We start from the raw sequence: 24,563 nt of genomic DNA, 5'->3' as shown, positions 1-24,563 counted from the left end.
GCGCGCCGCTCAGGCCAGGGCGTACTCCACTTCCGGCGTATAGACCGAGTGCTCCTTGCCGAGCAGTGAGGAGAAGAGCGTGAACTGCTCCATCCGCACCGGCGGGGCGCGGAACAGGTTGTGCGCCTGGACATAGGAGACGAGCTTCGGCACCTCCGCCCGGTCGACCCGCGCCAGGGTGATGTGCGGTGCGAAGCGGCGGCGCTCCGGCTCCAGCCCCACGCGCTGCAGGGCGGTCTCCACCTTGGCCTGGAGGTGCGACAGCGCCTCGGTGCGCTCCACCCCGACCCAGAGGCTCTGGATTCGCCCGGCCTTCTCGAAGGTGCCGACGCCGCAGAGCGACAGGTCGAAGGGGCGGGCGCGGATGGCGGCGAGCGCCTCGTCCACCTCCTCGGCCCGCCAGCGCTCGATGGCGCCGATGAAGCGCAGGGTCAGGTGGTAGTTGCCGGGCGGCACCCATTTCGCCCCGGGGATACCGCCGGCGAGGCCGGCAAGCTGGTCGCGCAGCAATTCGGGCAGGGCGAGAGCCACAAACAGTCGCAACATCGGATCGGAAAGCCCCCATGGCGTCGGGATGGTGGTCGTGCGCGAGCCTCGGCGGCCCCGCGGCGGCATCTGGTGCGTCGGTCTCGGCTGCTGGCTGCCCGGTCTCCCTCCCTCTCCCTCAGCCTTCGCCGGAAGGGCCGGTGGGAATCCGCGCGATCAGCGCCTCCACCGCGGGCCGCATCCTCGCCACCAGCACCTTCACCCCCTGAGGGTTCGGGTGGATGCGGTCGGCCTGGTTCAGGGCCGGGTCCCCGGCCACGCCATCCAGCAGGAAGGGGTAGAACACCGCCTCCGGATGCGCCTTGGCCAGCCGGGCGAAGACGCCGGAGAACTCCCGCCCGTAATCGGCGCCGAGATTGGGCGGCGCCAGCATGCCCGCCAGCAGGGCGGGGACCTTGCGTACCTTCAGCGCGTCGAGGATGGCGGCGAGATTGGCCTCGGTGTCCCGGGGCTCGATCCCGCGCAGCCCGTCATTGCCGCCCAGCGCCACGATCACCGCATCCGGCGAATCGGCCAGCGCCCAGTCGAGCCGGGAGCGCCCCCCGGCCGTGGTGTCGCCGGACACGCCGGCGTCGATCACCTGGACCGGACGGTCCGGCCGCGACAACGCTGCCTGGAGCTGCGCGGGCAGCCCATCCTCCCGCGACAGGCCATAGGCGGCGGTGATGGAATCGCCCAACATCAACAGTTTGATGGGCTTCGCCGCCGCCCGGGCCGGCTGGACGGCCAGGAGCGGCAGCGCCATGGGCGCGGCCAGACACAATGCGAAACGGGTGAGCCCCCTGTGCAGCGCAGCGCGCCGGGACAATCTCTGGGCGATGCCGGACATGATGACCTCCTCCTCGCCCCCCGCCGGACCTCTCATCGAGGCGCAGCGCGTGACCTTCAACGTGGTTGCCAGCGGCGGACCGGTCAACATCCTCAAGGGGCTGGATCTCGCCATCCGGGCGGGGGAGGCGGTGGGCATCGTCGGTCCCTCCGGCTCCGGCAAGACCTCGCTGCTGATGCTGCTGGCGGGGCTGGAGCGCGCGAGCTCCGGCATGCTGTGCGTCGCGGGCCAGGACCTCGGCGCGCTGGACGAGGATGCGCTGGCGCGGCTGCGGCGGGACCGGATCGGCATCGTCTTCCAGGCCTTCCACCTCGTGCCCACCATGACGGCGCGGGAGAACGTGGCCGTGCCGCTGGAATTCGCCGGGCGGCGCGATGCCTTCGAGCGCGCGGAGGCTGCGCTGCGCGAGGTCGGGCTCGGCCACCGTCTCGACCACTATCCCGGCCAGCTCTCGGGCGGCGAGCAGCAGCGCGTGGCCCTGGCGCGGGCCTTCGTGGGGGAACCCGCGCTGCTCCTGGCCGACGAGCCGACCGGCAACCTCGACCGCGCGACCGGGGAGGCGGTGATGGAGCTGCTTTTCGGCCTGCGCCGGCGCCTCGGCACGACGCTGGTGCTGATCACCCACGATCCCGCCCTGGCGGATCGCTGCGAGCGGCAGGTGCGCATCGAGGATGGGCGGATCGTGTCCGACACCGGCGCCGGGGATGGGCGGCATTCCACGATCTCCGGGGCTGGCGCACGCGCCGGGGCGGGGCTGGACCTCGGCGTGGCGGGATCGCCCTCGGCATGAGCGCCTCGGCCTTCCCGGAGCGCGCCGCCCTGGCCGGGAGCGCTCCCTCCGCCGGCACCTTGGCCCTGGCCTGGCGCCTGGCGCGGCGGGAGCTGCGCGGCGGGGTGAAGGGGCTGCGGATCGTGCTCGCCTGCCTCGCGCTGGGCGTGGCCGCCATCGCCGCCGTCGGCACGCTGCGCGCCGCCGTGGAAACCGGGCTGGCGGCCGATGGCGCGCGCCTCCTGGGTGGCGACCTGGAGGTCAGGGCCTCGCAGCGCCCGATGCCGGAGGAAGGGCGACGCTGGCTGGAGGCGCAAGGCGCGCGGGTCAGCGAGGTGGTCTCCATGCGCGCCATGGCGGTGGCCCCGCGCGATGAAGGTGGCGGCGTGGCACCCACGGGACCGGACACGGAGCCGCGCTCCGGCATCGATCGCTCGCTGGTGGAGCTGAAGGCGGTGGACGGGACCTATCCGCTCTATGGCACGCTGGAGCTGGACCCGCCCGGCCCCCTGGGCGACCGGCCCGACGCGGAGGGCCGCTGGCCCCTGGCGCTGGACCGTCTGGTGCTCGACCGGCTGGGAATGAGGGTGGGCGACACGGTGCGGATCGGTGAGGCCCGCTTCGTGCTGCGCGGCACCGTGGCCTCCGAGCCCGACAAGGTGGCCAGCGCCTTCCAGTTCGGGCCGCGCGCCATCGTTCCGCTCGCCGCCCTGCCGGCGACCGAGCTGATCCAGCCGGGATCGCTGGTGACCTATGCCTACCGCCTGCGCCTGCCGCCCGGGACGGAGGAGGCGCGCTTCACCGCAGCCCTGCGTGCCCAGGGCTTCGCCGACAGCGGCTGGCGCATCCGCGACGCCTCGGACGGCGCCCCGGGCGTGGGGCGCTTCGTGGACAATGCCGCCTCCTTCCTCACCCTGGCCGGGCTGACGGCCCTGCTGGTCGGCGGCATCGGCGTGGCGACCGGCGTGCGCGCCTGGCTGGACAGGCGCGCGCGGACCATCGCCACGCTGCGCTGCCTGGGCGCCCCGGCGCGGGTGATCTTCGCCACCTACCTGCTGCAGCTCCTGGTGCTGTCGGCGCTGGGGATCGCGATCGGCCTGCTGGGCGGCATGGGGCTGACCTGGCTGGCGGCGCAGGCCCTGGCCGGTGTGCTGCCGGTGCCGCCACGCTTCGGCTTCTATCCGCTGCCGCTGCTGCTGGCGGCGGTCTATGGGCTGCTGGCGGCGCTGGCCTTCTCGCTCTGGCCGCTGGGGCGGGCGCGGGAGATCCCCGGCGCGGCCCTGTTCCGCGACGCCGTGCAGCCGGTGGCCGGGCGCCCGCGCCTGTGGCTGCTGCTGGTGAACGCGGCCGTGGTCGTCCTGCTGGTGGCGCTGGTCGTGTTCAGCTCCGAGCAGAAGCTCTTCGCCCTCTGGTTCTGCCTGGGCGCCGCGGCGACGCTGGGGCTGTTCCGGATCGGCGCCTGGGCGCTCCAGGCGGCCGCGCGCCGCTTCCGCACGGTACGGCGCCCCGAGATCCGGCTGGGCCTCGCCAATCTGCACCGCCCCGGTGCGCCGACCGCGCTGATGCTGGTCTCGCTGGGCATCGGCCTCACCACCCTGGCGGCGGTGGCGCTGATCGAGGGCAACCTGCGCCGCCAGATCACCGAGCAGATCCCGAACGGCGCGCCGAGCTTCTTCTTCATCGACATCCAGAACGACCAGGCGCAGCGCTTCGACGCGCTGGTGCAGGGCCTGCCGGGCGTGCACGAGGAACAGCGCGTGCCCTCGCTGCGCGCCCGCATCGTGGCGGTGAAGGGCATCCCGGTGGAACAGCTCCAGGTCAGCGAGGATTCCGCCTGGGCCCTGCGCGGCGACCGCGGCCTGACCTATGCCGCGACGCCGCCGGAAGGCACGCGCCTCACCGCCGGGCAATGGTGGGCGCCGGACTACAAGGGGCCGCCGCTGGTCTCGCTCGACGCCAATCTCGCGCGCGGCTGGGGCGTCGGGCTGGGCGATACGGTGACGCTGAACATCCTGGGCCGCGACCTGGAATTCCGCATCGGCTCGCTGCGCGACATCGAGTGGCGCGGCCTAGGGCTGAACTTCGCCCTGGTCGCCTCGCCCGGCCTGCTGGAATCCGCGCCGCACACGCATATCGCCACGATCCGCGCCGATCAGGCCGCCGAGGGCGGCATCCTGCGCGCCGTGACCGACACCTTCCCCAACGTCACCGGCATCAGCGTGCAGGAGGCGCTGGACGCGCTGGGCGAGACGCTCGGGCAGCTCGCCATGGCCATGACATCCACGGCGGCGCTGACGCTGGTCGCCGGGGCACTGGTGCTGGCGGGCGCGGTGGCGGCGGGGCAGGCGCGGCGCATCCGCGACGCGGTGGTGCTCAAGACGCTGGGCGCCACCCGGGCGCAGATCCGCAATGCCTGGCTGGTGGAATTCGGCCTGCTGGGCGTGACGGCGGGGCTGATCGCGGCGGCGGCCGGGACGCTCGCCTCCTGGGGCGTGGTGCGCTTCGTGATGCGCATGGACTGGGCCTTCCTGCCCGGCACGCTGCTGCTGACCGTGCTGGGCTGCGCCGTGCTCACCCTCGGCATGGGCTGGGTCGGCACCGCGCTGGCGCTGCGGGTGCGCCCGGCGCCGCTGCTGCGGAACGAGTAGGCCGAATGGCCCCGGGGCGAGGCGGTGCCCGTCCCAGGGCCCCGGCCGCCTCAGCCCGCCGTCACATGCACGCCGGGGCGCTTCCCGTCGTTCCAGCGCCCGCCGATGGCGCGCTCGACCTGCGCCGCCAGTTGCAGCAGCAGCCCGTCCCCCGCCTGCCGCGTCTGCGCCTGGATGCCGAGCGGCAACCCGCTTTCCTGCCAGGCGAGGGGCAGGGAGATCGCCGGGATGCCGCAGAGGTTGGAGAGCGGCGTATAGGCGAAGTTGCGCCAGAGATTGCCGAACCAGTCATAGACATCCGGATTGTCGCTGATCGTCAGGTATTCGGTGGTGCCGATCACCGGTGTCGGCAGGGCGGTGATCGGGGTGAGGATGATGTCCCATTCCTCGAAGAACTCTCCGAAGGCGCGGGAGGTGCTGTTGAACACCGCCTGCATCCGCGCCCGCTCGGTGAAGCTGGTGCCGATGCCCGCCTCCCAGATGCGGATGTTGATCGGCTCCACCTTGTCCGCCGGCGGGCGGTCCAGCCCGAGCGGCGCGATCAGGTTGTTCACGGTCTGCGCGAAGTTGCTGACGTAGCAGGTGGTCTGCGCGGCGAAGGCGGCGCGGAAATCCACCCGTGGCAGCGCCCATTCGACATGGTGGCCCAGGCTTTCCAGCAGGCGGCCCACGCGCTCCAGCTCCGCCACGAAATGCGGCACCGCGCGGTAGTCGCCCCATTCATGCGACAGCGCGATGCGCAGCGGCTTCGGGTCGCGCCGGATCAGCGCCGAATAGGCCTCGTCCGCCTTCCAGTAGGGCATGAACTCGCCCGGCGCGCCGCCGCGGCAGGCATCGACGAAGAGCGCCGTGTCGCGCACCGTGCGGCTGTGGCAGCCCTGGATGGAGACGAGGCCGGTCAGGTCCGAGGCATAGGGCGCGATGGAGAAGACGCCGCGCGAGGGCTTCAGCCCGATATTGCCGGTGGCGCCCGCCGGGATGCGGATCGAGCCGCCGCCATCCGTGGCATGCGAGATCGGCAGCACCCCCGCCGCCACCGCCGCCGCCGTGCCGGCGGAGGAGCCGTTGGTGGTGTAGCCCGTGTTCCAGGGATTGCGCGTCACATACATCGCCGGGTTCTCGGCGGCGGAGCAGCAGCCGAATTCGGGCGTGGTGGTGCGCCCCAGGATGTTCAGCCCGGCGCGGCGGATCTGCCCGGCGAGGAAGCTGTCCGCCTGCGCCCGGTTCCCCTGCATGAGATGCGAGCCCATCTCCTGCAACCGGCCCTTCAGGGTGGGGCCGAGATCCTTCATCAGATAGGGCACGCCGGCGAAGGGGCCATCCGGGGAGGTGCCGTCCCGGAAGGGCTCGGCGACGAGATCCTCGAAGACCTCGACCACGGCGCCGAGCGCGGGGTTCACCTTGGCGATGCCGGCGGCGACCTGGGCGGCGAGTTCGGCCGCGCTCACCTCGCCGGCCCGGACGCGATTGGCCAGCGCCACCGCGTCATGCTTCGCCCATTCGTCCCAGCCCATCGCCAGCGTCATGTCGCGTTCCATCGGAAATGCGCCGCGAGCCTAGGTGAGAGGCATCCGGGGTCAAGGCCGCGACGAAGGAAGGCTGGCGACGGATGGCGGCGCAACATAGGTTCGGTTTCGAAATTAACTTGCCGCGGCGGGCCGGACGGATGCACGGTCCGCCGGGAACTCTTCCCCGGTTCGCGGACGGGACGGCGGATGGCCATCGTCGCGACATGCCATGCCCGGCCCGGCTTCCGATCCCGCGACGCGCTGGCCCGATGCCGCGAACGGGACATGGATGCATGGGAGGAACAGGCAGCATGGACGAGACGAAGCTTCACCAGGTGATAAGCCAGATGCTCGGCGATCTCGGCGGTGCCTGCAGCGTGGCACTCGTCCGTCTCGGTGACCGGTTGGGCCTCTACAAGGCGCTCCAGGCCCGGGGACCCATGACCCCGGCCGAGCTGGCAGCGGAGGCGGGCGTGGCCGAACGCTATGCCCGGGAATGGCTCTCGCATCAGGCGGCCTCCGGCTATCTGTCCTACGATCCCGGCAGCGGACGCTTCACCCTGCCGCCGGAGCAGGCGATGCTCCTCGCCGACTCCGAGGGGCCGCTCTTCATGCAGGGCGGCTTCGACATGGCGGCCGCGCTGATGGACAACGAGCCGCTGGTGGAGAGCGCGTTCCGCAGCGGCAAGGGCGTCGGCTGGGGAGGGCAGGCGCCCTGCCTGTTCTGCGCCGTCGGGCGCTTCTTCCGCCCCGCCTATCAGCGCGACCTCGTGGCGTCCTGGCTGCCCGCGCTCGGGGATGTCGTGGCGAAGCTGGAGCGCGGGGCGGCGGTCGCCGATGTCGGCTGCGGCCATGGCTTCTCCACGATCCTGATGGCCAGGGCCTTCCCGAATTCCCGCTTTACCGGATACGACTTCCATCCGGGCTCGGTGGAACAGGCCCGGCGCCATGCGGAGGAACATGGCGTGACGGCCAACACGCGGTTCGAGGTCGCGCTGGCCAGTGACTTCCCGGGCCGGGACCTCGACCTCGTGACCTTCTTCGACTGCCTGCACGACATGGGCGACCCGGCCGGGGCGGCCCGGCACGTGCTCCGGTCGCTGCAGCCGGAAGGCTGCTGGATGGTGGTCGAGCCGCGGGCGGGCGACCGGCTGGAGGAGAACCTGAACCCGGTGGGCCGCCTCTACTACGCGGCTTCGACCATGATCTGCGTGCCGACCTCGCTCGACCAGCCGGTGGGCGCGGCCCTCGGCGCGCAGGCGGGGTTCGCCCGCATTTCCGGTGCCATCAGGCAAGGCGGCTTCGGCACCGTGCGCAGGGCGATGGAGACGCCGTTCAGCATGGTCATCGAGGCGCGCCCGTAGGGCCCCTGCCACGTTCCGCCGGGTTCGGCGCAGTCCCGTCCCGGATGCGACCGGCTCCGGGAACGGGCGCCCGCAGCCCCGGGGCATCAGGAGCGCCAGGGCCCGGCGGAAACGGCCAGGCCGCGGGCGGCCGGCACCACCGCGTCATGCCGTCCCCTTTCTCCCCGGGCTCTTGTGCGGTGGCCCCGCTGCTTCCAACCTGCGCGGGCCCGAGGCGCCCGGCTCCGGCTCCGCGCCGGCCGCTGCCATGACGGCTGCTTGCGGCAGGTCCGGCGCCACCGGCCCCCCACTTCGAGGAACCACCGATGACCGAACCCTGTGATCTCTCCGCCGTCGAGGCGCGCGCCCTGATCGGCGGGAAGAAGCTCTCCGCCTCCGAGCTGCTGGAAAGCTGCATCGCCCGCATCGAGGCGGTGGATCACGCGGTGAACGCCATGGTGGCGCGCGACTACGGCCGCGCCCGCGCGGCGGCGAAGGAGGCCGATGCGGCGGTGGCGCGCGGCGATGTGCTGCCCGCGCTGCACGGCCTGCCCATCGGCGTGAAGGACCTGGAGGATGTGGCGGGACTGCGCACCACCTATGGCAGCACGTTGTTCCGCGACCATGTGCCGGAGAAGGACCAGCTGATCGTCGCCCATACCCGCAAGGCGGGGGCGATCGTGCTCGGCAAGACCAACACGCCGGAATGGGGCGCCGGCGCCAATACGCGCAACGGGGTCTATGGCGCGACGGGTAATCCCTTCGACCCGTCGCTTTCGGCGGCGGGCTCCTCCGGCGGCTCGGGCGTGGCGCTGGCCTGCGGCATGGTGCCCGTCGCCACCGGCTCCGACACCGGCGGCTCGCTGCGCAACCCGGCCGCCTATAATGGCATCGTCGGCTTCCGCCCGACGCCGGGCCTGGTGCCGAACGAGAAGAAGCCGCTGGGCTGGGCCGCGCTCGGCGTGCTCGGGCCGATGGCGCGCACCGTGCCGGATCTCTGCCTGCTGCTCTCCACCATGGTCGGCGACGATGCCGGCGACCCGCTGGCCACCACCATCGAGGGCCGGCAGGTCCGCCGCCCGGAGGATTTCGCCGTGCCGGGGGCGGTGGACCTCGCCTCGCTGCGCGTGGCGCTGACGCCGGATTTCGGCTTCGCCCCGACCGAGAAGCACATCCGCGCGGTCTTCGCCGAGAAGACCGGCCTGTTCCGCCATGTCTTCGCCCGGGCGGAGGACACCACGCCGGACTGCGCCGGGGCCGACGAGTCCTTCGAGGTGCTGCGCGCGCTGTCCTTCCTCGCGGGCTTCCATGAGAAGGTGCGCGACACGCCGGACCAGGTCGGCCCCAATGTCCGCGCGAATGTAGAGGAAGGGCTGGGCTACAGCGCCCTCGACGTGGTGCGGGCGATGAAGCTGCAGATGGCGATGTACAAGAGCTGGCAGGGCTTCTTCGAGAGCCATGACGTGATCCTGGCCCCGGCCGTCACGCTCAGCCCGCGCCCCTGGACCGAGCTCTACCCGGCCGAGATCGACGGGGTGCCGACCCGGACCTATTTCCACTGGCTGGCGCTCGCCTATGCGGCGACCCTGGTCGGGCATCCGGCCATCTCGCTGCCGGTGGGGCTGGACCACAGGGGCATGCCGTTCGGCCTGCAGATCGTCGGGCCGCGCGGCGGCGATGCGAAGGTGCTGGCCGTCGCGGCGGCGCTGGAGCGGCTGCTGGCCGGGGACCCGCGCACCGCCCGGCCGGTGCCGGACCTGGCGAAGCTCAAGGCCGCCGTGCCGCTGCGCGAGAGCCCGGGCTTCATGGGCTTCGGCTGAGGCAGGCTGAGGGCCGGAGAGGAGGCTTCCTCCGGCCCCGCTTCCATCCGGCCACTTTGCCCGAGAAAGCGGCCGAGGAGCGCGCTTTATGAAAACAGGACATGACGTGACACCAAAATATCATTAAAGAGACAACGAAAGATATTTTGGATGGCACATCCATGTTCAGGCTCACGCATCGCGCTTCGGCCTGTTACCCCTGGCAGGGAACGGAGCCGGCCGACGAGGTCTGGGGAAGCGGCTGGGCCGATACGACCTGGGGAGCGACAGCCGCGGTCGCGCCGCTGCCAGGCGGAGCCGCGAGGCCACCGGAACCACCGCTCGCGACGACATGGTCCATGCGTGCGAGAGCGCGGGGCCGCGTTCCACTGTCACAGCCGGCGGCAAGGCTCCCGGCATCCGGCGAGGGGGCGAAACCGGCGCGGATCGGCTGAATTCTGGGCGTCCTGGCGCCCCAGGTGCCAGTCCGTCACCATTTGCAATCCGCAGGACACGGAAAGCCCATGGTCCTTCCTCCATCAGCGCATCATCTTCCCCAGGTACGCCCCTGGAGATTCCCTTGGGGAAGAGGAGGTGCATCGGCATGTCCCGGTTCGGACCGGCGGGTTCCGGCGAAGAGAGTGGCGTCCTGGCGCGGTGCGTTCCCGATATGGTCTTTCAGGCCCGGGCGCTTGGTGCAGGCTCTTTCCTTCGGGGCGATTCCCGGCCCGCGCGATATCCGGCCGGAAACGGCGGGATCGTGTTATCCTGCTGGGATGTGTCGTGTGCCGCCCCATATCACCGGTCCCTGCCGGGAGAAGGAAGGGGCGGAATCCGATCGCGGCTCCTGGCGCGAGGCGGCCCGAGGGGCCGGGCCGTTCTCGCCCATTGATCCGCATTACAGAATGTCCATATAGTCCCGTGACTGCGGGGATGGCCCAAACCTCATTCCCGCCAGGAGGAGTCCTAAACACACCATGGCACTGCGTCCCGACAACCGCTTCACGACCGGCGGCTCGGCGTGGACCCAGCCTCTGGGGCGGGCGAGCACGGATGCCGCCGTCCTGGATGCCGGGCTCCGCGCCTATATGCTGCGGGTCTATAACTGGATGGCCTCCGGCCTCGCGCTGACCGGCATCGTCGCCTATGTCATCGCGAACACCGCGCTGTCCCAGGCCTTCTACACCGTGGGCCGCACCCAGTCCGGCTACCTTGTCACGCAGCCCACGCTGCTGGGCTGGGCCGCGATCCTGGCGCCGCTGGCCTTCGTGCTGGTGCTGTCCTTCGGCGTGAACCGCATGCAGAAGACGACGGTGCAGGCGCTGTTCTGGGCCTTCGCCGCGGCGATGGGCGCCAGCATGGCGAACCTCTTCGTCATCTACGCGGGCACCTCGATCGCCACGACCTTCTTCGTGACGGCCGGCATGTTCGCGGCGGTCAGCCTCTACGGCTACACCACCAACCGCGACCTGACCCGCATGGGCAGCTTCCTGATGATGGGCCTGATCGGCATCATCATCGCCGGGCTGGTCAACATGTTCGTCGGCTCCACGGCGCTGCAGTTCGCCATCAGCGTCCTGGGCGTGCTGATCTTCACCGGACTGACCGCCTACGACACGCAGCGCATCAAGGCGGACTACATCGAGTTCGCCTATGCCGAGGGCAGCGACGAGGCCGCCAAGCGTTCCGTCTTCGACGCGCTGGGCCTCTACCTGAACTTCGTGAACCTGTTCCAGTTCATGCTGCAGTTCATGGGCGTGCGGAACCAGTCCAACTGATCCGCCCCGGCCTCCGCCCGGACGGGGGCCGGAACGACAAGAGGCCCCGGGGAGCGATCCCCGGGGCCTTTTCCATATCCGCCGTCCGCATCCCGCGACCGGAAGGGAAGGGGGATCACTCCCCCCTGTCGGCGCTCTTGTCGGCCTTGTTCAGGTGCTCCATCAGCTTCACCGTGGCCTTGATCTTGTCGGTGCTGTCCCGCGCCGCGACCTCCATGGCCAGGCGGTCCAGCGCCAGCTCGTAGATCTGCCGCTCGGAGAAGGACTGGTCCGGCTGGCCGGCGTTGCGGTGCAGGTCGCGCACCACCTCGGCAATGGCGATCGGATCGCCGCTGTTGATCTTCTGCTCGTATTCCTGGGCGCGGCGCGACCACATGGTGCGCTTGATGCGGGCCTTGCCGCGCAGCGTCGCCATGGCCTCGTCCATCACCTTCGGCGAGGCGAGCTTGCGCAGGCCGGAGGAAGGAGCCTTGGCCATCGGCACCTTCAGCGTCATCCGGTTCTCCTCGAAAGTGATCACGATCACCTTCAGGGTCGTGCCGGCGACAGGCACTTCCTCGATGCCCTGCACCTGGCCCACGCCATGGGTCGGATAGACGACATGGTCGCCCGCCTTGAAGTCCTTGCCCTGGTTGCCGAGCGGCTTGGGCGGCGGGGCGGGGCGAATCGGGCCGCTGGGAACGGAGTTGGCCTGGCTTTCCTCTGCCCGGGCCTCGGGAGCCGGGGCGGCGTCGGCCATGGTCTCTTCCGGCTTCGGATCGGCGCTCATGCCCGGACACTCCCCTGCTGGTCCCATCCGGATGCGACGCCGGGGGCGGCCCCGGGGATGACGATGGGGGCTGGCGCTTGCGCGGGAGCCTTCATTCTCTACCTCCAGTGCGGATGAACGCGGCCCCGCGGCGAGGGCTGCGTTCTCCGGATCGGGCCATGTCCTCCCCCTGGTCCCGCCCTGCTCGAACGGAACCGACCGGGCGGCGGAACGGGCCGGCCACGGGAGATTGGGGATGCCTTGACCGAAAACGAGCGGCCCCATACCAGAAAATCCGCTGCTCGTCACATGCGGGGCATCCGCCGCCGGGGCTCGCCCGACAGACGGCGGCAGGGGTCTTCCCGGCGGAGGACCACCGGAAGGGCGGCGGGCAGAAGGACCTGCCGCCGGAGAGGCCTCAGGGCTTGCCGGGGTTGGGGCTCAGCAGGCCGGCCTTGTCCGGCTTGCCGTTCCATTCCTCCGCATCCGCCGGCGCCTCGCCCTTGCGGGTGATGTTGGGCCATTGCTGGGCATAGGTGCGGTTGACCTCGGCCCAGGCGGTCGCGCGATCGTCGCTGTCCGGCAGGATCGCCTCCGCCGGGCATTCCGGTTCGCAGACGCCGCAGTCGATGCACTCATCCGGATGGATGACAAGGAAGTTCTCGCCGACGTAGAAGCAGTCCACGGGACACACCTCGACGCAGTCCATGTACTTGCAGCGGATGCAGTTCTCGGTGACGACGTAGGTCACTGCGGCAGTCTCCTGTCCGGTATCTCTTCCGGCACGCTGGCGAAAGTTCCGGCGTCACATGGCGCGAACGGGGCGTTCCGGCAAGCCGTTCATGCCGCCGGTCTGCCCCGTGGGGACGGTTCCCCTGCCCGGCGGCGGCATCAGGCCACCAGGGGCAGGGCGATGGCCTCCAGCGCGTCGCGGGCCTCCGCCGGGGCCAGGCGCAGCTGCAGGCCGCGCTGGCCGCCATTCACGAAGACATAGGGCTCGGCCATGGCGGCCTCCTCGATCGCCGTGGGCAGGCGGCGCCGCTGGCCGAAGGGGCTGATGCCGCCGACATGGTAGCCGGTGAGGCGCTCCGCCTCCCCGGGCGGCATCATCCCGGCCGATTTCCCGCCGAAGCCGGCGGCGAGGCGCTTCATGCTCGCCTCACGGTCCGAAGGCAGCAGCACGCAGACCGGCCTGCCATCCACGCGGGCCAGCAGGGTCTTCAGCACGCGCGACGGCGGCTCGCCGATGGCCTCCGCCGCCTGGAGCCCGATGCGTTCCGCCCCCGGGGCGTAGTCGTAGTGCCGGCGCTCATAGGCGATACCGGCCTTGTCGAGGAAGCGGGTGGCGGGAGTGGCGTTGGACATGGGCCCGATCCGGCAGGATGACGCCGGCGGCAGGGGCCGCGCGGCCTGCGGGCGAGCCTAGGCCACCAGGACGGAACATGGCAGGGGCGGGACGAAGCCCTGTCCCCACGATCTCCCGGGGAGGGCGCGCCGCCCCCGCTCAGTCCGCGAGTTCCTCGTAGAGCAGCCGGGCCTCGGGTGCCGGGCCACGGCGCATGGCGAGGGACAGGACGCGCCAGACCTGGATGCGGCCGTGCTCCGGGCCGCCGAGCGCCAGGGTCAGCACATCCCCGGGCCGCAGCCGGGCGTGGGCCTTTTCCGCCGGCTGGCGGTTCAGGCGGACGGCACCGGCCTCGACCAGACGGGAACAGGCGGCGCGGGTCTTGGCCACCCGCGCGCACCAGAGCCAGGCATCCAGCCGCTGCCAGTCCTGGCCCTCCTGCCCTCCCTTCTGGCCCCCTCTCGGGCCTACGCCCGGGCCGCTCAAGCCGTCACTTGCCGAGCTTCAGCTTGGCCAGGGCCGCGAAGGGGCTGTCCGGGTCGGGGCCGGAGTCGCGCTTGCCACCGATCTGGAAGACGCGGGGCTCGCGGTCGCCACCCTTCCGGTCGCGGTCGGAGAAGGGGCGGTCGCCGCGCGGCCGGTCGCCCCTTGGCCTGTCGCCGCGCTCCTTGTTGCCCTGGCCGCCCGCGCTTGGCCCGCCCTTGCCGTGGCGCTCGTCGCGATGACCCTGGCGGCCCTGCCGGTTGCCGTCGCGCGGCCTCTCCTCGCGGGGGCGCGGCGTCTCGGCCGGCGTGCCGGCCTGCCCGGCCTCGCCCTCGGCCGCGGCGGGGGCTTCCCCTTCGGGCGTGGTGGCGGGCGCCGTGCGGGAAGCTCCCCCGCCGGAACGCTCGCCGCGTTCGCCCCCCTGGCGCGGCCCCCTGCCGGGCTGGTTCCGGCCGCGCTGGTCGTGGCGCGGATGGTGGCGGTGCTCGTCGCGCCGGGCCGCCACCATCAGCGGCGCCGGCGGGCCGAACATCTCCTCCGGCAGCGGCTCGGCATTCAGCAGGCGGAAGCCCAGCGCCGTCAGCGCCGGGGCCAGGGCCTCGGCCTTCACGCCCAGGCGGCTGGCGATGTCACCGGGCAGCAGGGCCGGGGCGCGCCGGGTCAGGTGGCCCAGCTCCCCCGCCACGCGCTCGGCGACGTCCAGGCGGATCATCACCTCGCCCGCCAGCACCCAGCCCATCTGCGCGGCGAAGCCGGCGGGCCAGTTGGAGGGCGGGGTGATCGAGACCAGCCCGCCCACCGGCAGCGGCGGCACCGCGCTCTCGGCGGCCAGCGCCCAGAGCTGCGCGCGCAGGCCCATGGGCTTGGGCTTCAGCATCTCCGGCAGGTAGAGGGCGAAGCGCCCCGCCCGCACGCCGATGGCCTTCAGCTTGGCGCGGAGCTCCGGGGTGATCTCCCGCTCCGTGCCGCCGGGCACCAGGCCCAGATATTCCCGCAGCCGGAACAGATGGCCGCGCAGGCTGGAATCCTCGGCCGCCTTGGTCTCGGCAGCCTCCAGCGGCGCCATGGCCTTCTTGATCGTGCTTTCCAGCCAGGTCGCCAGCCGGGCGCGCACGCGCTCCCGCTGGGCGCTGTCCAGGAACTCGGAGTTCAGCGGCTCGACCAACGGCTTGTCCGGGCTTGGCCCGGCCTTGAGCCGCGCGATCTCGGCGGCCTCGTGACCGGGCGAGCCGGGCGGCGGGGAGCCGGGCAGGGTCCAGGTGACGCGCTGCAGCGGGGTGAGGCCGAAGGCGTCGTCGTTGCTGGCCTCCAGCAGCGAGACGCGGCGCGGCATCTCCTCCTTCAGCGCCCGGCGGGCGGCGCGGAGCAGGGCCTTGCGCTCCTCCTCGCCGGCCCCGGCCTCGGTCGCGGCCTCGAAGTTGAAGCCGGAGATCCTGCCGACCGGATGACCCTCGACCACCACCTCGCCCCGGCGGGTGACGGCGGAAAGCAGCTCCTCCTCGCCATCGTCCAGCTTGCGCATCAGATGCGCCGCGCGTCGGTCCACGAAACGGGCGGTCAGACGCTCGTGCAGGGCGTCGGACACCTTGTCCTCCGCCTCGCGCGCCTCGCCCTGGAAGCGGGCGGCGTCGCGGAACCAGTCGTTGCGGGCGGCGACGAAGCTCCAGACCCGGATCGAGGCGAGGCGGGCCATCAGCGTGTCGAGGTCGCCCTCGACATTGTTGCAGGAGGCGATGCCGGAGGCGATCCAGTCCTCCGGCAGGTGCCCGTCCTCCGCCAGGTGCTTGAACACCCGGGCGCAGAAGTTCTGGTGCGTCTCGTCGGCCAGCTTGCGGAAATCCGGGATCTGGCAGGCTTCCCAGAGCAGGCTGACGCGGGAGCGGCTGGTGGCGAGGCGGCGGACATCCTCGTCCCGCGCCAGGGCTGCGAGGGTGATGTGGTCGTCCGCGTCGTTGCCCTTGGCCAGCCCGGCGAAGGGCGGCGGGGCGGCGAGGCTTTCCAGCAGCGCCTCGGGCGAGGCGAAGTCCAGCGCCGAGTTCCGCCAGGCCAGGGTCTGCAGCGGCTCGAACTGGTGGCTCTCGATCTTCTCGACGATCTCGTCGGACAGCGGCGGACAGTCGGCGGTGACGCCGAAGGTGCCATCGCGCATGCCGCGCCCGGCGCGGCCGGCGATCTGGGCGGCCTCCTGCGCGCTCAACTCGCGCGAGCGGTGGCCGTCGAACTTGGTGAGGGAGGCGAAGGCGACATGGTCCACATCCATGTTCAGCCCCATGCCGATGGCATCGGTGGCCACCAGGAAGTCCACCTCCCGCTCCTGGTACAGCGCCACCTGGGCGTTGCGGGTGCGGGGGGACAGGCGGCCCATGACCACGGCGCAGCCGCCCCGGCGGCGGCGGATGGCCTCGGCGATGGCATAGACCTCGCCGGCGGAGAAGGCGACGACGGCGGAGCGCGGCGGCAGGCGGGTGAGCTTGGCCGGGCCGGCATAGGTGAGCTGGGACAGGCGGGGGCGGGTCTCGATCTCCGCCCGGGGCACGAGGCGCTGGAGCAGCGGCCGGATGGTCTCGGCGCCGAGGAACATGGTCTCCACCATGCCGCGGGCGTGCAGCAGCCGGTCGGTGAAGACATGGCCCCGGTCCGGGTCGGCGCAGAGCTGGATCTCGTCCACCGCCAGGAACTCGACCTTCCGGTCGAGCGGCATGGCCTCCACCGTGCAGGCGAACCACCTCGCCTCGGGCGGGATGATCTTCTCCTCGCCGGTGATCAGGGCGACGTGCTGCTCGCCCTTGGCGGCCACCATCCGGTCGTAGTTCTCGCGCGCCAGGAGGCGCAGCGGGAAGCCGATGATGCCGGAACTGTGCGCGAGCATCCGCGTGATGGCGAGATGCGTCTTGCCGGTGTTGGTCGGCCCCAGGACAGCCTTGACCCGGGGCTCGAACATCTGCGTGTCGTGGTGACTCATTCCGGGCGGAGTGTGTGGCAATGGCCGAGGCGCTTGGCAACCGTCACCGGGCCGGAGAATGCGGCTCGCGCCCTGCCATGGCGCGATTCCGTGCCCTGAAATCCGCTCCCGGCGGTATCGGGGTGCTCGCAGGGGCTCTTGGCGGCGATCCGGGGCGGGACTGGCCCGGATGCTGCTAGGGCGGCATTCATCTCCCCGGATCGGCCTTCCCGGCCGGTTGCCTGAGCCTGGACGCCCCTTCCGAACCGCATTCGTCGCGCGGACGGTCTGGCGGCAGCCGGGCCGTGGACGGATAACCGATGTTTGACCGGCGTTCGCCCTGGGGAGGGGCCGCCTTGGAAAGGGAAGTCTCGATCATGATCTCACGACGCCTGATGGCCGGGACCGGCGGCTTCGCGGCCCTCGCAGCGGGGTCGGGGCTCGGTGCCTCGCTGGGTATCCCTTCCGCCGCGGCGCAGAACCCGCCCGCCGAGAGCGGCGAGCCCACGCTGGACCGGATCAAGCGCACCCGGAAGCTGCGCTTCGGCGCCGTGGCGGGGGCCACGCCCTACTACGTGAAGGACCTCGCCACCGGGGAATGGAAGGGGTTCTACATGGATCTCGGCCGCGCCCTGGCGCAGGAGCTGGAGGTGGAGCTGGAACTGCACGAGACCACCTGGGGCAACGCGGTGCTCGACCTGCAGAGCAACAAGCTCGACGTCTTCTTCGGCCTGAATCCGACGCCGCGCCGTGCCCTGGCGGTGGACTTCTCGGTGCCCTGCTTCAACAACGCCTTCTCCTTCATCACGAAGAAGGGCTTCCGGTTCGAGACCTGGGACGACCTGAACAAGCCGGAGGTCCGCATCGCGGTGGACAGCGGCTCCTCGCAGGACGGCGCGGTGACGCGGCTCTGCCCCAAGGCGACGATCTCCCGCTTCAAGTCGGCGGACGAGGCCACCATGGCGGTGCAGACCGGCCGCGCCGACGCGCAGTGCCTGGTGATCATCCTGGCGCTGACGGTGAAGAAGAAGGTGCCGAACCTGGGCGAGATCATCACGCCGAAGCCGGTCTTCCTGACCACCTCCAACGCCGGCTTCCGGCGGGAGCCGGACAAGACCTGGCGCGACTTCGTCAATGTCTGGATCGACTACAACCGCGGCCTGGGCGTGGTGCGTCAGGCGATCGTGTCGAACATGCAGCTCGTGGGCGTCGAGGAATCGGATTTTCCGGCCGGCCTGACGCTCTGACCCCGCATCGCCGCCCGGCCCAGACGCCCGGCGGCATCCCGCCCCCACCCGCCCTGGGCTGAGGGGAAGGGCCGGGCCGCATCGCGCTGCCCGGCCATCCGCCCCCCCTTCCGGGCCGGGCGGGCGGCACGAGAGAGACCGTATGTACGAGTGGGACTTCTACTTCATCTGGGGCTACCGCTGGCTTTTCCTGCAAGGGCTCGGCGTCACCATCGCCTTCACCGTCGGCATCGTGCTGATCGGGCTGGTGGTGGGGCTGGTGGCCGGGCTGGGGCGGCTCGCGCCCTATGCCATCATCCGCTGGATCGCCCAGGCCTATATCGAGGTCTTCCGCTGCACCCCCGTGCTGGTGCAGCTCGTCTGGTTCTACTACGCCCTGCCGATCCTCTCGGGCATCGACATGTCGGCGACCTCGGCGGCGGTGCTGGCGCTCTCGCTCTACGGTGGTGCCTTCTATGCCGAGATCATCCGCGGCGGCATCGTCTCGATCGACGCGGGACAGCGGGAGGCGGCGGAGGCGCTGGGCATGACGCCTGGCCAGTCCATGCGCCGCATCATCCTGCCGCAGGCCATCAAGCGCATGGTGCCGCCGCTGATGAACCAGTCGATCATCCAGTTCAAGAACACCTCGCTGGTCTCGGTGCTGGCGGTGCCGGACCTGCTCTACCAGGGCCAGGCCATCGCGCACGACACCTACCGGCCGCTGGAGACCTATTCGCTGGTGGCGGTGATCTACTTCGCCGTGCTCTTCCCGCTGACCCTGCTGGTGCAATACCTGGAGCGCCGCATGGCGCGCAGCGACTGAGGAGGAGGCGGTGAGCACATCCCAGCCCAAGATCGACGTGGCCGCGCTGCGCAAGAGCTTCGGCGACCACGAGGTGCTGCGCGACATCAACTTCCGGGTCGAGCCCGGACAGGTGGTGGCGCTGATCGGCCCCTCCGGCTCCGGCAAGTCCACCCTGCTGCGCTGCCTGAACCTGCTTGTCGTGCCCGATGGCGGGCGGGTGCGGATCGGCGGGCAGGGCTTCGACTTCGCTGCCGGGCAGCGCTTGCCCGGGCGGCGGGAGCTTGCCCGTTTCCGCGCCAATACCGGCATGGTCTTCCAGCAGTTCAACCTCTTCCCGCACCTGACGGCGCTGGAGAACGTCATGGAAGGCCCGCTGACGGTGCGCCGCATGGCGAAGCCGCAGGCCGAGGCGCTGGCGCAGCGGCTGCTCGCCCGGGTCGGGCTGGCGGACCGGGCGGACTACTACCCCTCCCGCCTGTCCGGCGGGCAGAAGCAACGCGTGGCCATCGCCCGGGCGCTGGCCATGGAGCCGGAGGTGATGCTCTTCGACGAGGCGACCTCGGCGCTGGACCCCGAGCTGGTGGGCGAGGTGCTGGGGGTGATGCAGAGCCTCGCCGCCGACGGGATGACCATGGTGATCGTCACCCACGAGATCGCCTTCGCCCGCGAGGTCGCCGACCGCGTGGTCTTCATGCGCGACGGGGTGGTGGTGGAGGAAGGGCCGGCCCGCGCGGTGATCGACACCCCCCGCGAGGCCGCCACGCGGGCCTTCCTGTCGCATTTTCACCGCCAGGGCAGGCTGCCGGACGGCGCCCTGCCTGGTTCCCTCCCTGGCCCGGCCACCCGGGGTTTCCCGGGATGATCATCGGCCGCATGCGGCTCTTCCTGGTGGAGAGCCCGATCAGGATGGCCCGCGCACAGGGCGTGGGCTCGGTGAAGGGCAGCGTGAAGCGCGTGCTGATCGCCCTTTCCACCGACGATGGCCTGACCGGCTGGGGCGAGGCCGCGCCCTGGGAGGTCTTCACCGGCACGCCGGAGGGGGCCTTCTCTGCCCTCGACACCTATCTGCGCCCGCATGTGGTCGGCCATCCGGCGCTGCGGCTGCGCGCGATGCTGGCGCGGATGGACCGGGCCCTGATCGGCCACACGGATGCCAAGGCCGGCGTCGAGATGGCCGTGCTGGACCTGCTCGGCAAGGCGAAGGGGCTTTCGGTCGCCGACCTGCTGGGCGGGCGGGTGCGCGACACCATCCCGCTCTCCTTCTCCATCGCCGATCCGGATTTCGCGGCCGACATGGAGCGCATGCGGGCGATGGTCCCGGCGGGGCACCGGCTGTTCAAGGTGAAGACCGGGGTGAAGCCGCACCGCGAGGACATGGCGCATCTGGAGGCGATCCGCGATGCCTTTGGCGACGGCGTGGACCTGCGCCTCGACTACAACCAGGCGCTGGAGCCCTTCGCGGCGATGACGGTGTTGCGCGACGTGGACCGCTTCCGCCCGACCTTCATCGAGCAGCCGGTGCCGCGCCGCCATCTCGACGCCATGGCCGGCTTCGCCGCCGCGCTGGACACGCCGATCCTGGCCGACGAGAGCTGCTACGACGCGGTTGACCTGCTGGAAGTGGTGCGGCGGCGCGCGGCGGATGCCATCTCGGTGAAGCTGATGAAGTGCGGCGGCATGCTGAAGGCGCAGGCCATGATGGCCATCGCCGACACGGCCGGCCTGCCGGGCTATGGAGGCACGCTGTGGGAGGGCGGCATCGCGCTCGCCGCCGGCACGCAGCTCATCGCCGCCACGCCCGGCATCTCGCTGGGCTGCGAGTTCTACATGCCGCACCACGTCCTGACCGAGGATGTGCTGGAGGAGCGCGTGCCCAACCGCGACGGCGCCGTGGTGGTGCCGGAGGGGCCGGGCCTGGGCATCCGGGTCAGCGAGGCCTCCGTGCGCGGCGGGGCGCGCATCCTGGCGGAAGCGGGCTAGGACCGCGCGCCCGCTCCTCGCTCCGGCGGGAGGGCCGCGTTGCCGGATGCGGCGGGGCGGGGCCCCGTGCCATCATGGGCAGCCACGGGCGAATCCGTTACAAAGCCAGGCCAGCATGACCCTGCGCCGCGCCACCTGTCGCAAGACCCCGCCGGGGAGGCCCGGCATTCCCGGCGGGTGTCGCCGGATCGTCGCCGTGCCCCGCCCGGATGTCGCCGCCGGTCCTGACGGAGCCGCCCTTGGCTGACCGCAGCCTGAGAGATGCCGGCCCGGTGCTGATCCTGGCGCCGACCGAGCGGGACGGGTTGGGCCTGTTCCGCCTCCTGGCCAGCGAAAGGATCGAGGGCCAGCGGGTCGAATCCGTGTCGGCCCTGGCCGAGTCCGTCGGCGTGGCCACCGGGCTGGTGCTGGTGACGGACGAGCTGCTGTTCCATGCCGATCTCGGGCCGCTGACCGCCCATCTCTCGCGCCAGCCGCCCTGGTCGGACCTGCCCTTCATCGTGCTCAGCCAGATGGGCACGCAGGCGCGGCGCCAGATGGACGAGATCCGGCTGGCCGAAAGGCTCGGCAACGTCCTTTTCATCGAAAGGCCGCTGAACGCCGTCACCCTGCTCAGCGCGGTGAAGACCTCGCTGCGCGCCCGCTCCTGGCAGCGCCGCCTGCGCGGCCACATGGAGGAGGAGGCCGCCGCCGCGGAGCGCATGGCGGAGCTGCTGGAGGCCCGCGTGCGGGAGCGCACCGCCGCGCTGGAGGCGGCCGAGGCCGAGCGCCGCCGCATCGCCGCCGCCCTGGCCCAGTCGCAGAAGATGGAGGCGGTGGGCCAGCTCACCGGCGGCATCGCGCACGACTTCAACAACATGCTCACCGGCGTGCTCGGCAGCCTGGACCTGATGCAGGCGCGGCTGGCGAAGGGCCGGTTCTCGGAACTGGAGCGTTTCCTCGGCCTGGCACGCACCGGGGCGGAGCGCGCAGCCGGGCTGACCCAGCGCCTGCTGGCCTTCTCCCGCCGCCAGGTCCTGACGCCGCAGCCGGTGGAGCTGCAAAGGCTCGTGGCGGGGATGGAGGGGCTGATCCGTTCCACCATCGGCCCGGAGATCGACATCGAGGTGGACGCGCCGGCGGGATCCTGGCCCGTGCTCTGCGATCCGCACCAGATGGAGAGCGCGCTGCTGAACCTCTGCATCAATGCGCGCGACGCCATGCCGGGCGGCGGACGGCTGGCCATCGCCCTGGCCAACCTTCCCGGTTCCGGCGCCCCGGGTGGCGGCGCGGAGGACCGGGTCACGCTGTCGGTACGCGACACCGGCAGCGGCATGGCGCCGGAGGTGATGCAGCGCGCCTTCGACCCCTTCTTCACCACCAAGCCGATCGGCCAGGGCACCGGGCTGGGCCTGTCGATGATCTACGGCTTCGTGCAGCAGTCCGGCGGCCGGATCACTATCGAGAGCGCGCCGGGACAGGGCACCACGCTGCGCCTTTGCTTCCCGCGCCACAGGGGCGCCGCCATCACGGCGCCCGAGGCCGGAAAGCCGGAAGCCGCCGCCACCGGCCCGGGCGGCACGGTGCTGGTGGTCGATGACGAGCCCTCGCTGCGCCTGCTGGCGGCCGAGGTGCTGCGCGAGCGGGGCTGCACCGTGCTGGAGGCCGGGGATGCCGCCTCGGCCCTGGAGATCCTGCGCGGGGGGAGGACGATCGATCTGCTCGTCACCGATATCGGTATGCCGGGGGGCATGAACGGGCGCGATCTGGCCCTGGCGGCCCGCGAGTTGCACGACACGCTGCGGGTGCTGTTCATCACCGGCTATCCCGAGGCGGCGCTGGAGGGCGTGGCCCTGTCCGGCCCGGATATGCAGCTCCTGACCAAGCCCTTCACGATGGAGGCGCTGGCCGAACGCATCCGCCACATGATGGCGCCGGACTGAGGCAGGCCGGTCCCGCCCCGGGCCCTCCGGATCAGGCGGTGATCTCGGTGGCGCGGTTCAATTCCAGCCTTTCCCAGCCCTGGCCGTTCCAGGCCCGGGGCTCGCAGTCGATCCCCCCGGGGGCGATGGTGATGCGGTTATAGGTGTTCACCTCGTTGCGCAGCCTGACGGAGGTGGCGGAGCCGGCGCTGACGATCTGCAATCCGCCCCCTTCCGCCACGATGTTCTCGTATTGCGAGGTATAGGTACGGTGCAGGTGGCCGCTGAGGACCAGCCGCACGCCGGCCTGGGACAGGACGGACAGCGCCTTGCGCGCCCGCCCGGCCAGCACCGTGTCCGGCGCCCAGGGCGGGGCCAGGAAGGGGTGATGCGCCACGATGATCCGCACCGTGCCGTCGGGCAGGGCACGGAGCCGCTCCAGCAGCCGCGACAGCCCGCCCAGGTGCACGGTGCCGTCGGCCCAGTTCATCCGCAGGCCGCCCCGGCTGACGGTGTTCAGCCCCAGCACCGCGATCTCCTGGTCCACCCAGGCGGGCTCGATATCGTCCTGGATGAAGCGCCGCCAGCGGGCATAGGGGTTGGTGAAGCGTTCCCAGGGATCGTAGTAGGGGATGTCATGGTTGCCCGGCACGGCGATCCAGGGCGCCTTCAGGGCACGGAGGAACTCCGCCGCCGCGGCGTATTCGCGGCGCCGGGCCCGCATGGTGAGGTCGCCCGAGACGGCCACCAGATCCGCCGGCGCGGCGTTCAACTCGGCCAGCAGCCCGGCCACCACCGCATCGTCCACCCGGCCGAAATGCAGGTCGGAGATATGGTCGATCCGCCTCATGCCGTCAGCGTTTCCGTCCGCGCTACGCGGTCCGCCTCCGCCACGGGGGCGAGGGCGAGCACGCACAGGGCGCGGGGGTGCAGCTGGAACCGTAGCGGCGTCGAGAGCATCCGGATCTCCCCGTCGGTGGAGACGCGCAGGTTGGGGCGGCGCGACTCGATGGTCAGCTCGGAGGTGAGGAAGTGCTCCACCTCCTCCGTCCGTCGCCAGAGGCCGAGGCCCATGGCCACCAGCATCACCAGCGACCAGAACAGGCCGAAGCGCTTCGGCCGGTGCACGGCGAGGAGGCCGGTGTCGAGCCTGGGACGGTGGAAGAAGCTGCCCAGCGCTTCCTCATAGGGGTTGTTGACCACGGACAGCGCCCGGGCCCGGACATGCTTGCTGGCCGGCGGGGCGCCCGGCCGGTCGGTCCAGACGAGGTTCAGGCTCAGGGGCGGGCGGCCGAAGGCCCGCAGCGTGCCGAGGATGGTCCGCATCCGCGCGGCGATGCCGGGGGTGCGGCGGTTCGCCTGCCGCAGCCGCGCGAAGCGGTTCGGCAGGCCCAGCACAGCCTGGCAGGTGAAGATCTCGCCGTTCACCTCGCCGATATCGATCCGCTTCGTTTCCGCGCCAGCCAGGGCGCGGGCGGCCTCCAGAGGGTCGAGCGGCATGCCGAGGTCGCGGGCCAGGACGTTGAGCGTGCCGAGCGGCAGGATGCCCAGGGCGATCCCGGTGCCGGCCAGCTTGCCGGCGGCGCCGCACACCGTGCCGTCGCCGCCGCCGACGATCACCAGCGGCGCGGGCAGGTCCCGCGCGGCCGCAACGGCGGCATCGATCCGGCCCCCCATGTCGGGCGCGGCATCCTCTCCGATGATCCGGAGGTCGAAGCCGGATTCGCGCAGGGCGTCCTCGATCTGGCCGGGCAGTTCGGGCCGGCCGTCCAGCGTTCCGGCACGGTTGTTCATCACGAGTACGGCACGCATCATCCCGGTCCCCCAGCCTGTTCCAGCATGGCCAGCCGGGGCGGCAACGCGGCCCCGGACGGGATGGTTGCCCATCCCGCCCGCAGCGGTCAGGGGGGA

20 protein-coding genes are annotated in these 24,563 nt (G+C 71.6%); 10 read left to right on the top strand and 10 right to left on the bottom strand.

Translation table 11 applies throughout. From position 1 onward, the window contains the following. Positions 1-9: 9 nt before the first annotated feature. On the bottom strand, positions 10-546 hold the full coding sequence (gene thpR, locus CTJ15_RS11605; RefSeq protein WP_026033206.1) for an RNA 2',3'-cyclic phosphodiesterase: 537 nt from the start codon (positions 544-546) through the stop codon (positions 10-12). Between the two features lie 118 nt (positions 547-664). Then, positions 665-1,228, bottom strand: a complete 564-nt coding sequence (locus CTJ15_RS11600; RefSeq protein WP_338129626.1) for an arylesterase — start codon at positions 1,226-1,228, stop codon at positions 665-667. A 148-nt stretch (positions 1,229-1,376) separates the two neighbouring features. Here CTJ15_RS11600 and CTJ15_RS11595 point away from each other — a divergent pair, with 148 nt between their 5' ends. Then, positions 1,377-2,165 carry an ABC transporter ATP-binding protein gene (locus tag CTJ15_RS11595; RefSeq protein ID WP_171979140.1) on the top strand — a complete coding sequence of 263 codons (789 nt, stop codon included), beginning with the start codon at positions 1,377-1,379 and terminating at the stop codon, positions 2,163-2,165. After that, a complete protein-coding gene (locus tag CTJ15_RS11590) occupies positions 2,162-4,792 on the top strand; it encodes an ABC transporter permease (protein ID WP_058389022.1) in 2,631 nt (876 codons plus the stop codon). The genes CTJ15_RS11595 and CTJ15_RS11590 overlap by 4 nt, the downstream gene beginning before the upstream one ends. 50 nt (positions 4,793-4,842) lie before the next feature. On the opposite strand, the gene CTJ15_RS11585 is transcribed toward CTJ15_RS11590, so the two are convergent. Beyond that, a complete protein-coding gene (locus CTJ15_RS11585; protein ID WP_216348686.1) occupies positions 4,843-6,330 on the bottom strand; it encodes an amidase in 1,488 nt (495 codons plus the stop codon). Between the two features lie 281 nt (positions 6,331-6,611). Between CTJ15_RS11585 and CTJ15_RS11580 the strand changes: the two genes are divergently transcribed. From CTJ15_RS11580 to CTJ15_RS11570, 3 genes are all read left to right on the top strand, one after another. Beyond that, entirely contained in the window at positions 6,612-7,664 is a 1,053-nt protein-coding gene (locus CTJ15_RS11580) for a class I SAM-dependent methyltransferase (RefSeq protein ID WP_058389021.1), read from the top strand. A 305-nt stretch (positions 7,665-7,969) separates the two neighbouring features. Beyond that, a complete protein-coding gene (locus CTJ15_RS11575; RefSeq protein ID WP_019461227.1) occupies positions 7,970-9,463 on the top strand; it encodes an amidase in 1,494 nt (497 codons plus the stop codon). Between the two features lie 956 nt (positions 9,464-10,419). Continuing rightward, positions 10,420-11,220, top strand: a complete 801-nt coding sequence (locus CTJ15_RS11570) for a Bax inhibitor-1/YccA family protein (protein ID WP_171979145.1) — start codon at positions 10,420-10,422, stop codon at positions 11,218-11,220. Positions 11,221-11,335: 115 nt separating this feature from the next. Here the strand turns inward: CTJ15_RS11570 and CTJ15_RS11565 are convergent, their stop codons facing one another. The 5 genes from CTJ15_RS11565 to CTJ15_RS11545 form a co-directional block, all read right to left on the bottom strand. Beyond that, positions 11,336-11,989: a CarD family transcriptional regulator gene (locus CTJ15_RS11565; RefSeq protein ID WP_075823034.1), complete on the bottom strand. Its 654-nt coding sequence runs from the start codon at positions 11,987-11,989 to the stop codon at positions 11,336-11,338. 397 nt (positions 11,990-12,386) lie between these two features. After that, entirely contained in the window at positions 12,387-12,719 is a 333-nt protein-coding gene (gene fdxA, locus CTJ15_RS11560) for a ferredoxin FdxA (RefSeq protein ID WP_019461230.1), read from the bottom strand. 140 nt (positions 12,720-12,859) lie between these two features. After that, positions 12,860-13,333, bottom strand: coding sequence for a Cys-tRNA(Pro) deacylase (ybaK, locus tag CTJ15_RS11555; RefSeq protein WP_019461231.1), 474 nt, complete (start codon positions 13,331-13,333; stop codon positions 12,860-12,862). A 139-nt stretch (positions 13,334-13,472) separates the two neighbouring features. After that, entirely contained in the window at positions 13,473-13,799 is a 327-nt protein-coding gene (locus tag CTJ15_RS11550) for an RNA-binding S4 domain-containing protein (protein ID WP_051004840.1), read from the bottom strand. A gap of 4 nt (positions 13,800-13,803) precedes the next feature. Next, positions 13,804-16,758, bottom strand: a complete 2,955-nt coding sequence (locus CTJ15_RS11545; RefSeq protein WP_226946113.1) for a helicase-related protein — start codon at positions 16,756-16,758, stop codon at positions 13,804-13,806. Positions 16,759-17,114: 356 nt separating this feature from the next. Here CTJ15_RS11545 and CTJ15_RS11540 point away from each other — a divergent pair, with 356 nt between their 5' ends. The 5 genes from CTJ15_RS11540 (at position 17,115) to CTJ15_RS11520 (ending at position 22,673) form a co-directional block, all read left to right on the top strand. Beyond that, complete coding sequence (locus tag CTJ15_RS11540) at positions 17,115-17,984, top strand: transporter substrate-binding domain-containing protein (RefSeq protein ID WP_019461234.1); 870 nt, start codon at positions 17,115-17,117, stop codon at positions 17,982-17,984. A gap of 142 nt (positions 17,985-18,126) precedes the next feature. Then, positions 18,127-18,789 carry an amino acid ABC transporter permease gene (locus tag CTJ15_RS11535; RefSeq protein WP_019461235.1) on the top strand — a complete coding sequence of 221 codons (663 nt, stop codon included), beginning with the start codon at positions 18,127-18,129 and terminating at the stop codon, positions 18,787-18,789. A gap of 10 nt (positions 18,790-18,799) precedes the next feature. After that, on the top strand, positions 18,800-19,633 hold the full coding sequence (locus CTJ15_RS11530) for an amino acid ABC transporter ATP-binding protein (RefSeq protein WP_075822910.1): 834 nt from the start codon (positions 18,800-18,802) through the stop codon (positions 19,631-19,633). Beyond that, the gene (locus tag CTJ15_RS11525; protein ID WP_075822909.1) at positions 19,630-20,751 is read left to right on the top strand and encodes an enolase C-terminal domain-like protein; all 1,122 of its coding nucleotides are present in this window, start codon (positions 19,630-19,632) and stop codon (positions 20,749-20,751) included. The genes CTJ15_RS11530 and CTJ15_RS11525 overlap by 4 nt, the downstream gene beginning before the upstream one ends. Positions 20,752-20,990: 239 nt before the next feature. Next, the gene (locus tag CTJ15_RS11520) at positions 20,991-22,673 is read left to right on the top strand and encodes an ATP-binding protein (RefSeq protein WP_226946112.1); all 1,683 of its coding nucleotides are present in this window, start codon (positions 20,991-20,993) and stop codon (positions 22,671-22,673) included. 31 nt (positions 22,674-22,704) lie between these two features. Here the strand turns inward: CTJ15_RS11520 and CTJ15_RS11515 are convergent, their stop codons facing one another. After that, positions 22,705-23,502, bottom strand: coding sequence for a metallophosphoesterase (locus CTJ15_RS11515; protein ID WP_019461239.1), 798 nt, complete (start codon positions 23,500-23,502; stop codon positions 22,705-22,707). Then, positions 23,499-24,467, bottom strand: coding sequence for a diacylglycerol kinase family protein (locus CTJ15_RS11510; RefSeq protein ID WP_226946111.1), 969 nt, complete (start codon positions 24,465-24,467; stop codon positions 23,499-23,501). Before CTJ15_RS11510 ends, CTJ15_RS11515 begins: the two co-directional genes overlap by 4 nt. Positions 24,468-24,563: the final 96 nt, after the last annotated feature.

The organism is Roseomonas sp. FDAARGOS_362 (genome assembly GCF_002754815.1).
In the GTDB taxonomy this organism is placed as follows: Bacteria; Pseudomonadota; Alphaproteobacteria; order Acetobacterales; family Acetobacteraceae; genus Roseomonas; species Roseomonas mucosa.
This window is presented reverse-complemented; position numbering and strand designations above follow the sequence as displayed.